The organism is Longispora urticae (assembly GCF_053902585.1).
Genome location: NZ_JAQZSH010000019.1, coordinates 61,416 through 74,112, shown reverse-complemented (window position 1 = coordinate 74,112; position 12,697 = coordinate 61,416). Strand labels below are relative to the sequence as shown.

The 12,697-nt window shown below is 71.3% G+C and carries 10 protein-coding genes; 8 read left to right on the top strand and 2 right to left on the bottom strand.

Features of this window, described 5'->3' with window-relative positions; translation table 11 throughout:
- Positions 1 to 44: 44 nt before the first annotated feature.
- A complete protein-coding gene (locus PT931_RS09710; protein ID WP_456245371.1) occupies positions 45 to 587 on the bottom strand; it encodes a hypothetical protein in 543 nt (180 codons plus the stop codon).
- Positions 588 to 1,036: 449 nt separating this feature from the next.
- A complete protein-coding gene (locus PT931_RS09705) occupies positions 1,037 to 2,014 on the bottom strand; it encodes a DUF2867 domain-containing protein (RefSeq protein ID WP_456245370.1) in 978 nt (325 codons plus the stop codon).
- 72 nt (positions 2,015 to 2,086) lie between these two features.
- Here PT931_RS09705 and PT931_RS09700 point away from each other — a divergent pair, with 72 nt between their 5' ends.
- The 8 genes from PT931_RS09700 (at position 2,087) to PT931_RS09665 (ending at position 12,630) form a co-directional block, all read left to right on the top strand.
- On the top strand, positions 2,087 to 2,653 hold the full coding sequence (locus tag PT931_RS09700) for a TetR/AcrR family transcriptional regulator (protein WP_456245369.1): 567 nt from the start codon (positions 2,087 to 2,089) through the stop codon (positions 2,651 to 2,653).
- Positions 2,654 to 2,867: 214 nt separating this feature from the next.
- A complete protein-coding gene (locus PT931_RS09695) occupies positions 2,868 to 3,821 on the top strand; it encodes an NAD(P)-dependent alcohol dehydrogenase (protein ID WP_456245368.1) in 954 nt (317 codons plus the stop codon).
- Between the two features lie 679 nt (positions 3,822 to 4,500).
- The gene (gene kdpF / locus PT931_RS09690) at positions 4,501 to 4,590 is read left to right on the top strand and encodes a K(+)-transporting ATPase subunit F (RefSeq protein WP_363723174.1); all 90 of its coding nucleotides are present in this window, start codon (positions 4,501 to 4,503) and stop codon (positions 4,588 to 4,590) included.
- Positions 4,590 to 6,251: a potassium-transporting ATPase subunit KdpA gene (gene kdpA, locus PT931_RS09685; protein WP_456245367.1), complete on the top strand. Its 1,662-nt coding sequence runs from the start codon at positions 4,590 to 4,592 to the stop codon at positions 6,249 to 6,251. Before kdpF ends, kdpA begins: the two co-directional genes overlap by 1 nt.
- Positions 6,252 to 6,268: 17 nt before the next feature.
- Complete coding sequence (gene kdpB, locus PT931_RS09680) at positions 6,269 to 8,413, top strand: potassium-transporting ATPase subunit KdpB (RefSeq protein WP_456245366.1); 2,145 nt, start codon at positions 6,269 to 6,271, stop codon at positions 8,411 to 8,413.
- A gap of 1 nt (position 8,414) precedes the next feature.
- Positions 8,415 to 9,389: a potassium-transporting ATPase subunit C gene (locus PT931_RS09675; RefSeq protein ID WP_456245365.1), complete on the top strand. Its 975-nt coding sequence runs from the start codon at positions 8,415 to 8,417 to the stop codon at positions 9,387 to 9,389.
- A gap of 17 nt (positions 9,390 to 9,406) precedes the next feature.
- A complete protein-coding gene (locus PT931_RS09670) occupies positions 9,407 to 11,950 on the top strand; it encodes a DUF4118 domain-containing protein (RefSeq protein ID WP_456245364.1) in 2,544 nt (847 codons plus the stop codon).
- Complete coding sequence (locus PT931_RS09665; protein WP_456245363.1) at positions 11,947 to 12,630, top strand: response regulator; 684 nt, start codon at positions 11,947 to 11,949, stop codon at positions 12,628 to 12,630. Before PT931_RS09670 ends, PT931_RS09665 begins: the two co-directional genes overlap by 4 nt.
- The last annotated feature ends 67 nt before the right edge of the window (positions 12,631 to 12,697 follow it).

Below are 12,697 nucleotides of genomic sequence, written 5' to 3'. Positions count from 1 at the left end.
GGTACCCGAGCCGGCGTTCGCCGATGGTGTTTCGGAGCTCCCGGTCAGCAGCTGTGGGTGCGCATGACCTCGTACGCGCTGCGCCAGCTCATGCACCCGGAAGCGGAGTGTCCGTACCAGTTGTGCCCGAACTCGTGCGCGGACAGGAGGGCGAAGTCGTTGACCCTGAAGGAGAGCGCGATCCTGCCGCCCATGTTCCAGTTGCAGCCCACGACCGTGGTGCCGCCGCCGCAGCCCTGGACGTAGCCGCTCACGCAGCCCACCGGCGTGCCGCCCGACTGGGTCTCGACGGCCCCGCCCCAGTAGTTGGCGCCTCTGCGGATGGAGCTCTCGTAGCCGCGACACGAGGACTCGATGTGGTAGTACCAGGTGGCCGCGGCGCGCGGGGCTCCCTGGGCCCGGGGAGCGGTGGGCGCGGTCGCGTCGGCGGCCTGGGGGTTGTCGACGACGGTCGGGCCGCCCGCCGCCTGGGCGGGTTGCGCGAAGCCGTACCCGGTCGGGCCGGTGGCACTGGCGGCGACGGGGAGCATGACGATGACGGCGGCGGTCAGCGCCGCGCCGGCGAGCCTGCGGAAGAGCGTGGACACAGTGGACTCCTAGGTGAGGGGACGGCGTCGGCCGGAAAGTTCCGACGCCGGGTCGGACGGGCCGGGAGGCGGCACGTCCGGCTACTGCTCCTCGGGTGATCCGCCCGTTCGATCACGGGTTTCGGGATCGGTCGGGCGGGTTCCCGGGGACAGGAGGGGATGCCTTTCTGGCGGAGCCCGGTGGGGCTCCCTGTCGCGTGATGGCATCGACAACCCATGATGGACTCTGGGCGAAGAAAAGATCAATATGTCGATTGTGCCCCTGACAATTCTGTGAAAATCATCGTCGCGGGCTGACGGCTCGAATGTCGATGCCCGTGGGTTTGCCCTGTTCAGCAGGCAGTGCGGGCGGAGCGGGCTGTCGACTGTTTCACCGCATCGAAAAGAGAATCGAAATTTCTAGCGGGGCCGACCGGCCGACCGCGGCTGACCAACCCCGCCCCGACCGGTCAGGAGGCGCGGGTGCGGTCCAGCTCCCGCCCGCCGGCGCCCGGCACGCCCAGGGCCAGGCGCCGACTGGTGCCGCGCAGCATCCTGCGGACGACGTACGGGTGCACCCGACGGACCACCGCCAGGTAGACCCGGCCCCGCAGGTTGTGCGCCCGGGCGAGGGTGGACAGTGTGACCGCGTCCGGTTCGACGAGGATCGAGGCCCGGAAGTCGAGGTGTCCGGCGTCGCTGCCCAGCAGGTGCTCCCCGGGGCCGCCGGCCAGTCGGGCGAAGGAGTCGGGCCGTGACCGTTCGATGCCGACGAGCACGACGAGCCGGTCGCGCAGCCGCATCAGCCAGCCGGGCGAGGTCTGCTGCCGACCGAACAGCTCGGCCGCCCAGACGTCGGGTTCGGCGGGCAGGCCCGGCCCCTTGGGGATCCGCCACGCGTCGGCCAGGCCGTACGGACCCGGGAGCGCCGCCCGCAGCAGCGCCGCGCGTTCGGGGATCGGCACCGGCACCGCCCGGGGCCAGCTGTACCGGTGCAGCCAGCGCGTCCGGGCCGGCCACCGCCGGGGCCGCGCGGGGCGGCCGGTCGCCGCCAGCTCGGCGTTGTCGAACAGGTCCTCCAGCAGCGCGTCGTGCAGCCATCGGATCGCCAACGGCCAGGCCAGCCGCCCCCGACCGCGGAGCCGGGCCTCGATGACGTGCCGCACGAGACAGCCACCGGGGACCGCCGCCAGGCTGAACTCGTGGTGCCCCTCGAGGCCGGGGCCGGGCTCGAAGCGGCAGCGCAACCGGCCCGGCTCGCGGACCTCGACGACGTACCGGATCGGTCCGTGCCCGCCGCGTGAGCCGGGCTTCTGGCCGCAGTCGAGCCTGAGGGGTGGCCAGGCCGGGGTGGGCCAGAGCGGGTCCGCGTCGGATCCGAGCCTGTCGAGCAGCGCGTCGACCGCCTTGACCGGGGCTGCGAGGAAACGTTCGTGGACGTTGCGCATCACGACCTCCATACGCCTGCGTATGGTTCAGCACAGTACGCTGGCGTATGGTTCCCGGCCAAGGAGGCCCCCGTGACCCGCACCACCCGGCTCAGTGCCGAGGACTGGGCCCAGGCCGCCCTGCGTGCCATCGGCGAGGGCGGCCTGGCCGCTGTCGCCGTCGAGCCGCTCGCCGCCCGGCTCGGCACCACCAAGGGCAGCTTCTACTGGCACTTCGCCAACCGCGAGGCGCTGATCGACGCCGCCCTGGCCCGCTGGGAGAACCGGCACACCGAGGCTCTGATCGCGGGCCTGGAGGCCGAGCCCGACCCCGCGATCCGGCTCCGCAGGCTCCTCGACACGGTGATCACCACCGCCGCGGAGGACCGGATCGGGACCAACCTGCTCGCCACCGCGGAGCACCCCGCCGTCGGGCCGGTGCTCCGCAGGGTGACCGAACGCCGGATCGGGTACGTCAGCCAGCTGTTCGCCGAACTCGGGTTCCCGGCCGCCGAAGCCCGGAGACGCGGGCGGATGGGCGTGGCCCTCTACCTCGGACACCTCCAACTCGGTCGGACCACGCCGGACGGCCCACCGGACCGCCGCTACCTGGACATGATCTACGGGCTGCTGATCGCCGGACCCGGTGCGGACGACTAGCGAACCGCCGCCGTGGCGACGAGGCCGCGGAGCCGGGTGCGGAGGCGGGCCGCGTCGAGGTCGCGGAGCCGCGGGCCGCGTCGGCCGGGTGGTGGCTACCCGCGTGCGTTCCCGCGAGGCGCTGAGTCGGCGGGTCCGGCCCGGGACGGGAAGTCGACACGGCGATGGGGTGATGACGGGAGCGGCCGGGCCCCGGAGGGATTAGGGTGTGCCGATGAGAGCGGTCGTGTACGACCGGTACGGGCCGCCCGACGTCCTGCGGATCGAGAACGTCCCCCGGCCGACCCCGGGCGTCGGGCAGGTGCTCGTCGAGGTCGCGGCGACCTCGGTCAACCTGAGTGACTGGGAGACCCTGCGGGGCTCGCCGCTGTACTCGCGCGTCGGTGGGCTGCGCGTCCCCGCGCGCCGGATCCTCGGCTCGGACATCGCCGGCCGGGTCGAGGCGGTCGGCCCGACCGGCTCCCGGTTCCGGCCCGGTGACGAGGTGTACGGCGACAACCTCATGCTCAAGGGCGGCTTCGCGGAGTACGCGGTCGTCCCCGACGCGGCGCTGGCCCGTAAGCCCCCGGCGTTGACCTTCGCTGAGGCGTCGGCGATCCCGCAGGCCGGTGTCATCGCGTGGCAGGGCACCGACGGCGCGGCGGCCGGGCGGCGGGTCCTGATCAACGGCGCCGGCGGAGGTTCGGGTTCGTTCGCGATTCAGCTGGCCAGGCGACTCGGCGCCGAGGTGACCGGCGTCGACAACGCGGACAAGCTCGACTTCATGCGGTCGGTCGGCGCGGACACGGTGATCGACTACCGCAGCGAGGACTTCACCCGCGGCGGGCCGTACGATCTCATCCTCGATCTGGTCGCGCACCGGTCGGTGTTCGCCTACCGCCGGGCACTGGCCCCCGGCGGCCGCTACCGCTGTGTGGGCGGATCGGTGCGCGCGCTGCTGCGCGTCCTGACGGTCGGCTCGGTGATCGGTGCGCTGACGCACCGCCGACTGGGCGTGCTCGCCGTCAAGGAAGGACCGACGCACTTCGAACCGGTGGCCGGGCTCTGTGTGGCCGGTGATCTCCGCATCCACATCGACCGCACCTTCACCCTCGACGAGGTGCCCGAGGCGCTGGCCCGGGTGGGCGAGGGGAACGCCCTCGGCAAGGTCGTCGTGAGCGTGCACTGACCGGGACGGTGCCGGGGCGTACGGCTCCGGGAGCCTCCACCTGACGCCGGCCCACTCCGCCCACGGAGGTGTGAGGGGAGCCGGGTCCTCGGCGATGCCCACCTGACGCCGGACATATCCGCGGACAGGTTAATTGCCGCACTATCAGTGTTTTCCTCCCACTGGAAGGCATTCCGGCGAGGGCCCCGTAGTGAAAACGTCAAAATCGCGGGCCGGCCCGTAGGGATCGCGTATGGACCTCTCGTCCGGGGTCTCGCCAGGGGTTCTACTTCCTGACGCGGTCGAAGGGCGATCGCGGTCGAGCGGGTCACGGGGAGTCGTCGTGTGGGTCAGGTCGGGCGGTTGGGCCGCGGAGCCGGTGGAGATCCCGTGGGGGATCACCGTCGCTCCCGGCTCGGCCCCCATCGCCTCCGCGTTCGTCGCCGCGATCATGGGCTTGACCGATATGTTGCGTTTGGGAGCACTTGTGCTGGCATTGACAACGGGGCTGGGGGAGGCGTACCGACCGGTGCGCCGCCCGCGCCGGCCCCGGCCATGGGTCAACGACCCGGCAGTCCCGCGGCTGCCGAGAAGGACAACCGACGAAGTGGAGAAGCACGGTGCCTGATCTGGCGTACGTGGTGCTGACCGTGGTCGTGTTCGCGGTCCTGGCGCTGGTGGTCAGGGGGGTCGAGAAGCTGTGAACGCTGTCAACCTCGTCGGCCTGGTCCTCGCTGTCGGGCTGGCCCTGTTCCTGGTGGCTGCCCTCCTGTTCCCGGAGCGTTTCTGATGGACACGACCACAGCCGGCGTGCTGTTCGTCGCCTCGCTGATCGCCGCCCTGGCGATCTCGTACCGGTACTTCGGCGACCACATGTTCCGCGCCCTGACCGGCACGAGGCACAACGCGGTCGAGCGCGGCGTCTACAGGGCCATCGGCGCCGACCCGGCGAAGGAGCAGACCTGGGGCACCTACGCCCGCAGCGTGCTGGCCTTCTCCCTCCTGTCGGTGCTGTTCCTCTACGGCTTCCAGCGCCTGCAGGACAAGCTGTGGCTGAACCTGGGCTTCCCGCCGGTCAAGAGCGACCAGGCGTGGAACACCGCGATCAGCTTCATGTCCAACACCAACTGGCAGTCCTACTCCGGTGAGTCGACCATGGGCCACCTGGTGCAGATGTCGGGCCTGGCGGTGCAGAACTTCGTCTCCGCCGCCGTCGGCGTCGCGGTCGCCGTGGCCCTGGTGCGCGGCTTCGCGCGGAGCCGGTCGGCCACGCTGGGCAACTTCTGGGTGGACCTGACCCGGGTCTGCCTGCGGATCCTGCTGCCCGTCGCGGTGATCGGCGCGATCGTTCTCGTCGCCGCCGGCACGATCCAGAACCTCTCGACGGGTACCGACGTCACGACGCTCGCCGGTGCGACCCAGCACGTCCCGGGCGGCCCGGTCGCGAGCCAGGAGGTCATCAAGGTCCTCGGCACCAACGGCGGCGGCTTCTACAACGCGAACTCCGCGCACCCGTTCGAGAACCCGACGGCGTGGACGAACTGGCTGCAGATCTTCCTGATCCTGTTCATCCCGTTCAGCCTGCCCCGGGTGTTCGGCCGGATGGTCGGCGACAAGCGCCAGGGCCTGGCGATCGTGGCCGTGATGGGCGTCATCGCCGTCGCCAGCACCGTCGGCGTCATGGCGCTGGAGGCGCACGCCCCGGGCACGGTCCCGCAGGCCGTCGGGTCCTCGATGGAGGGCCGGGAGACCCGGTTCGGGGTGGCCAACTCGGCGACCTTCGCGGCGGCCACGACCCTGACCTCGACGGGCGCGGTGGACTCCTTCCACGACTCGTACTCCGCGCTCGGCGGCGGCATCCTGATGCTGAACATGCAGCTCGGCGAGGTCGCGCCCGGCGGCACCGGCTCCGGCCTCTACGGCATGCTCGTGCTCGCGGTCCTCACCGTGTTCATCGCCGGCCTGATGGTCGGGCGGACACCGGAGTACCTGGGCAAGAAGATCGGCGCGCGGGAGATCAAGTTCGCCTCGTTGTACTTCCTGGTCACGCCCTGCATCGTGCTCGTCGGCACCGCGCTGGCCATGTCCTCCCCGGAGCAGCGGGCGAGCATGCTCAACTCCGGGCCGCACGGCTTCTCCGAGGTGCTCTACGCGTTCAGTTCCGCCGCGAACAACAACGGTTCGGCGTTCGCCGGCATCTCGGTGAACACGCCCTGGTACAACACCGCGCTGGGTCTGGCCATGGTCCTCGGCCGCCTGCTGCCGATCATCTTCGTACTCGGCCTCGCCGGTTCGCTCGCGCGGCAGAAGCCCACCCCGGCCTCCGCCGGCACGCTGCCCACCCACCGGCCGCTGTTCGTGGGCATGGTCGTGGGCGTGACCGTGGTGCTGGTCGCCCTGACCTTCCTCCCCGCCCTGGCGCTGGGTCCCATCGCCGAGGGGCTGTTCTAGACATGACAAGGACTGAGATGGCACACGATGTCGCCGCGGCATCGACCCCGCGGGCGCCCAGCAGGGTGTCCTCCGGACTCCTCGACCCGAGACAGCTCTACCGGTCCCTGCCGGACGCGCTGCGCAAGCTTGACCCGCGCACCCTGTGGCGCAACCCGGTCATGCTCATCGTGGAGATCGGTTCGGTATTCACCACCGTTCTGGCGATCACGGAGCCGAGCGTGTTCGCCTGGCTGATCACGATCTGGCTCTGGTTGACCGTGGTCTTCGCCAACCTGGCCGAGGCGGTGGCCGAGGGCCGGGGCAAGGCCCAGGCCGACACGCTGCGCCGGGCCAAGACCGACATGGTGGCCCGCAGGCTGGTGGGCTGGAAGCCCGGGGCCGCGACCTCTACCGAGGAGTCGGTGGCGGCGAACCTGCTGCGGCTCGGCGACCACGTGGTCGTGGAGGCCGGCCAGACCATCCCGGGCGACGGTGACGTCGTCGAGGGCATCGCCAGCGTCGACGAGTCGGCGATCACCGGAGAGTCGGCCCCGGTCATCCGGGAGTCCGGCGGGGACCGCAGCGCCGTCACCGGCGGCACGAAGGTGTTGTCCGACCGGATCGTCGTGCGGATCACCCAGAAGCCGGGCGAGAGCTTCATCGACCGGATGATCAGCCTGGTCGAGGGCGCCAGCCGGCAGAAGACCCCCAACGAGATCGCGCTGAACATCCTGCTCGCCTCGCTGACGATCATCTTCCTGATGGCGGTCGCGACCATGCAGCCCCTGGCCATCTTCGCCAAGGCCGGCTCCCCGGCCCTGGACTCCGGCGTCATCGACGGCGACGGCGTCACCGGCATCGTGCTGGTCTCGCTGCTGGTGTGCCTGATCCCGACCACGATCGGCGCGCTGCTCTCCGCGATCGGCATCGCGGGCATGGACCGCCTCGTCCAGCGCAACGTCCTCGCGATGAGCGGCCGGGCGGTCGAGGCGGCCGGGGACGTGAACACCCTCCTGCTCGACAAGACGGGCACGATCACGCTCGGCAACCGGCAGGCGAGCGACTTCGTACCCGTCGCGGGGGTCTCCCCGGAGGAGATGGCCGACGCCGCCCAGTTGTCCAGCCTGGCCGACGAGACGCCCGAGGGCCGTTCCGTGGTGGTGCTCGCCAAGAGCCGGTACGGGCTGCGGGCGCGCGAGGAGGGGATCATGACCCACGCGACGTTCGTGGAGTTCACGGCGCAGACCCGGATGTCGGGGGTCGACCTGGCCGAGGACACCGGGACACGGCGGATCCGCAAGGGCGCGGCCTCGGCCGTGATGAAGTGGGTCCGCGACAACGGCGGGCACCCCACCGACGAGGTCGGCGCGGCCGTGGACGCGATCAGCGGCTCCGGCGGTACCCCTCTGGTGGTCGCCGAGTGCCGGCCGGGCCACGACGCCCGCACCCTCGGGGTGATCCACCTCAAGGACGTGGTCAAGGCCGGGATGCGCGAGCGGTTCGACGAGATGCGCCGGATGGGCATCCGCACCGTGATGATCACCGGCGACAACCCGCTGACCGCGAAGGCCATCGCCGACGAGGCCGGCGTGGACGACTTCCTCGCGGAGGCCACCCCGGAGGACAAGCTCGCCTACATCAGGAAGGAGCAGGAGGGCGGCCGTCTCGTCGCCATGACCGGTGACGGCACGAACGACGCCCCCGCGCTGGCGCAGGCGGACGTCGGCGTCGCGATGAACACGGGCACGTCGGCCGCGAAGGAGGCCGGCAACATGGTCGACCTGGACTCCGACCCGACGAAGCTGATCGAGATCGTCGGGATCGGCAAGCAGCTGCTGATCACCCGGGGCGCGTTGACCACGTTCTCGATCGCCAACGACATCGCCAAGTACTTCGCGATCATCCCGGCCATGTTCGCCGCCGTGTACCCGGGCCTCGACGCCCTCAACATCATGCGGCTGCACAGCCCGCTGTCGGCGATCCTGTCGGCGGTCGTCTTCAACGCCGTCGTCATCGTCGCGCTCATCCCGCTGGCGCTGCGCGGCGTGAAGTACACCCCCGGCGGGGCGTCGAAGCTGCTCGGCCGCAACCTGCTGATCTACGGCCTCGGCGGCATCGTCGCCCCGTTCGTCGGCATCAAGCTCATCGACCTGCTCGTCCAGTTCCTCCCGGGGATGTGACATGAGACTTCCAACCTGGATCTCCGCCCACCTGGCGGCACTCCGCGCGCTCGCGGTGTTCACCGTCGTGCTCGGGATCGCGTACCCCCTGCTCATCACCGCCGTCGCCCAGATCCCGGGCCTGAGGGGCAACGCGAACGGCTCGATCGTCGAACGCGACGGCAAGCCGGTCGGCAGCACCCTGATCGGCCAGGCGTTCGTCGACGACAAGGGCGACCCGCTGCCGCACTACTTCCAGTCCCGGCCCTCGGCGGCCGGCGACGGATACGACCCGACGGCGACCAGCGCGTCCAACCTCGGGCCGGAGTCGGTCGTCGACACCCTGCCGGACCCGGGCAAGCCGGTCGACGACTCGGCGACCCTGGACGACGGGTCGGACAACCCGGCGTACAACCCGTACAAGTCGGCGCTGCTCAGCCAGGTCTGCGCGCGGAGCGTGGCGGTCGGCGAGTTGGAGGGCGTGGACGGCGCACGGCCGTTCTGCACCTCCGACGGCCTCGGGGCGGTACTGGGCGTGTTCCGCGAGAACGGCCTCACCGGGAAGATCACCCGGGTGGTCAGCCTGAACGAGACGGCGTCGGCCTACGACGAGAACGCCAAGTCCGCGAAGAAGGACGACAGCGCCAACCCGTTCGTCGACACATACGAGGGCGTCAGGGTCGAGCTGGCCGTGTTCGGCGAGGACTACTCCAAGGGCATCGTCACCCCGATCCGCGGATCGGCACCGGACAAGCCTGCCGTTCCGGCCGACGCTGTCACCGCCAGCGGCAGCGGCCTCGACCCGAACATCACCCCTGAGTACGCGAAAATCCAGCTCGCCCGGGTCGCCAAGGCCCGCAACGTCGACGCGGCGACCCTCCAGAAGCTCGTCGACGAGCACACCACCGGCCGCGCGCTGGGCTTCATGGGCGAGCCGGTGGTCAACGTGCTGGAGTTGAACCTGGCGCTGGACAAGCAGCACCCGGTCAAGGGTTAAGGGAAGGGGGCGGCGCCGTGACACGCGGACAGTTACGCGTCTACCTCGGGGCCGCCCCCGGCGTGGGCAAGACGTACAAGATGCTCGAAGAAGGCCACCGCCGGAGCGCGCGGGGCACGGACGTGGTGGTCGGCTACGTCGAGACCCACGGCCGGCCCCGCACCGAGGCGATGGTCGAGGGCCTGGAGGTCCTGCCCCGCCGGCACATGACCTACCGCGAGGCCCGGTTCACCGAGATGGACCTCGACGCGGTTCTGGCCCGCGCGCCCGAGGTGGCCCTCGTGGACGAGATGGCGCACACCAACGTGCCCGGCTCCGCGCACACCAAACGGTGGGAGGACATCGCCGCCCTGCTCGACGCTGGCATCTCCGTGATCACGACGGTGAACATCCAGCACATCGAGTCCCTCAACGACGTGGTCGAACAGATCACCGGCATCGTGCAGCGCGAGACGATCCCCGACTCGATCGTGCGATCCGCCGAGCAGATCGAACTCGTGGACATGACCCCCGAGGCGCTGCGCCGGCGGATGGCGCACGGCAACATCTACAAGTCCGACAAGGTCGACGCGGCACTCGGCAACTACTTCCGCCCCGGCAACCTGACGGCCCTGCGCGAACTGGCCCTGCTGTGGCTCGCGGACAAGGTCGACGACCAACTCGACCGGTACCGCGCCGAGCACGGCATCGAACGGACCTGGGAGACCCGCGAGCGCGTCGTCGTCGCGCTCACCGGCGGCCCCGAGGGCGAGACGCTCGTCCGCCGCGCCGGCCGGATCGCCGACCGCACCAAGGGCTCCGACCTGCTCGGCGTACACGTCACCCGCAGCGACGGCCTAACCGGCGCCGACCCCGCGCACCTCGCCCGGCAGCGCACCATGCTCGAGGACATCGGCGGCACGTACCACCAGGTGATCGGCGACGACATCCCCGCCGCCCTGCTCGACTTCGCCCGGGGCGTCAACGCCACCCAACTGGTCCTCGGCGCCAGCCGACGCGGACGGTTCGCGCAGATCTTCTCCCCCGGCGTCGGCGTCACCACCACCGCCGAGTCCGGCGGCATCGACGTGCACCTCGTCACCCACGAGGAGAGCAAACGCGCCCGCCTACGCCGGGTGCCCCGGCCGGCGCTGTCGGTCCGCCGCCGGCTCGCCGGGTTCCTGCTCGCCGCCCTCGGGCTGCCGCTGATGACCTGGGGGCTGACCGCGGCCCGTGACCAGCTGACCCTGCCCAGTGACATCCTGCTGTTCCTCGCCGCCGTGGTGGCCATCGCGCTGGTCGGCGGACTGTGGCCCGCGCTCGTCGCAGCGCTCGTCGCCTCGTTGCTGCTCAACTGGTTCTTCACGCCGCCGATCCACGAGTGGACGATCTCCGACCGGGAGAACGTCCTCGCCCTCGTCGTGTTCCTGGTGGTGGCCGCCGCCGTGGCGGTCGTCGTGGAACTGGCCGGACGCCGCACCATCCAGGCGTCCCGGGCCCGCGCCGAGGCCGAGACCCTGTCCACGGTGGCCGGCAGCGTACTGCGCGGCGGCCGGCCGCTCACGGCACTACTCGAACAGCTCCTGGAGACCTTCCACCTCACCAGCGTCACCCTGCTGGAAGCCCGACCGGACCTGCCGGCCGGCCCGGACCGGCAACGCGACCCGGACGCCTGGGAGGTCGCCGCGACGGTCGGCGGCACCCCGTGCGCCACCCCGGCCGAGGGCGACGTCGACGTACCGGTCGACGACCGGCTCGCCCTCGTGCTGCGCGGCCACCCGCTGGCGGCGGCCGACCAGCGGATCGTGGAGGCGTTCGCCGCCCAGGCCGCGGTCGCGCTGCGCCAGGAGCGGCTGGCCGAACGCGCCGCCGCCGCAGAGCCCCTCGCCGAGGTGGACCGGCTGCGCACGGCGCTGTTGCGGGCCGTCAGCCACGACCTGCGTACCCCGCTGGCCTCGGCGACCGCCGCCGTCAGCAGCCTGCGCAGCACCGAGGTGGAGTTCAGCGACGAAGACCGCGAGGAACTGCTCGCCACCGCCGACGAGTCCCTCGAACGCCTCGCCCGGCTCGTGGAGAACCTCCTGGACATGAGCCGCCTGCAGGCCGGGGCGCTGGGCATGCACATCGAGGCCGTCAGCGTGGGGGAGGTCGTCCCCCGGGCGGTTGACGACCTCGGGGTCCGGTCCCTGGGCGTGGCCGTCCGCTTCCCCGACGACCTTCCCGAGCTGTACGCAGACCCGGCCCTCGTCGAACGCATCCTCGTCAACGTCCTCGCCAACGCCCTGCGGCACAGCCCACCGCACCAGCCGCCGATCGTGACCGCCAGTACGCACGCCGGCCAGGTCCAGATCCGGGTCATCGACCACGGCCCCGGCATCCCCGAGTCCGACCGCGACCGGGTGTTCCTGCCGTTCCAACGCCTCGGGGACCGCGACAACGCCACCGGCGTCGGCCTGGGCCTGGCCCTGTCCCGGGGCCTCGCCGAGGCCATGGGGGGCGCGTTGACCCCGGAGACCACCCCCGGCGGCGGGCTCACCATGACCCTGAGCCTGCCCGCCGTCATTCCCGAAGGACTCGCATGACCCGCATCCTCATCGTCGACGACGAACCGCAGATCCTGCGCGCCCTGCGGATCAACCTCACCGCGCGCCAGCACGAGGTCCTCACCGCGGCCGACGGCGCCGAGGCGTTGCGGCTGACCGCGTCGCACCGGCCCGACCTGCTCGTCCTCGACCTCGGCCTGCCCGACATCGACGGGGTCGACGTGATCCGCCAGCTGCGCACCTGGAGCCCCGTGCCGATCATCGTGCTGTCCGGCCGGGCCGGCAGCGTCGACAAGATCGAGGCACTGGACGCCGGGGCCGACGACTACCTCACCAAGCCGTTCAACATCGACGAACTGCTCGCCCGGGTCCGGGCCGTCAACCGCCGGCAGTCCGCGACGGACACACCGACGACCGCACGGCTCGGCCGGTACACCGTCGACCTCGCCCTGCACACGATCCGGGCGGCGGACGGCACCGGGGACTCCGTGCACCTGACGAAGACGGAGTGGCAGCTGCTGGAGCTGTTGGTCAGCAGCCCCGGCGCTCTGGTCACCCAACGTCAGCTCCTCCAGGAGATCTGGGGTCCGACGTATCGCAGCGAGACCAACTACCTGCGCCAGTACATGGCCCAGTTGCGGCGCAAGCTCGAACCCGACCACGCCCGGCCGCGGTACCTGCTGACGGAGCCGGGCATGGGGTACCGCTTCCAGCCGTAGGCCACCCGTCAAGGCCGCGTCAGGAATGGGCCCGGCGGCGTAGAGATCGCGTCAAGGACTCTGGCGA

Excerpts from the sequence above, each read along its gene's own strand:
- PT931_RS09705 (WP_456245370.1), bottom strand. The coding sequence starts at position 2,014 with ATGCGCAACGTCCACGAACGTTTCCTCGCAGCCCCGGTCAAGGCGGTC.
- PT931_RS09695 (WP_456245368.1), top strand. The coding sequence starts at position 2,868 with ATGAGAGCGGTCGTGTACGACCGGTACGGGCCGCCCGACGTCCTGCGG.
- kdpA (WP_456245367.1), top strand. The coding sequence starts at position 4,590 with ATGGACACGACCACAGCCGGCGTGCTGTTCGTCGCCTCGCTGATCGCC.
- kdpB (WP_456245366.1), top strand. The coding sequence starts at position 6,269 with ATGGCACACGATGTCGCCGCGGCATCGACCCCGCGGGCGCCCAGCAGG.
- PT931_RS09675 (WP_456245365.1), top strand. The coding sequence starts at position 8,415 with ATGAGACTTCCAACCTGGATCTCCGCCCACCTGGCGGCACTCCGCGCG.
- PT931_RS09665 (WP_456245363.1), top strand. The coding sequence starts at position 11,947 with ATGACCCGCATCCTCATCGTCGACGACGAACCGCAGATCCTGCGCGCC.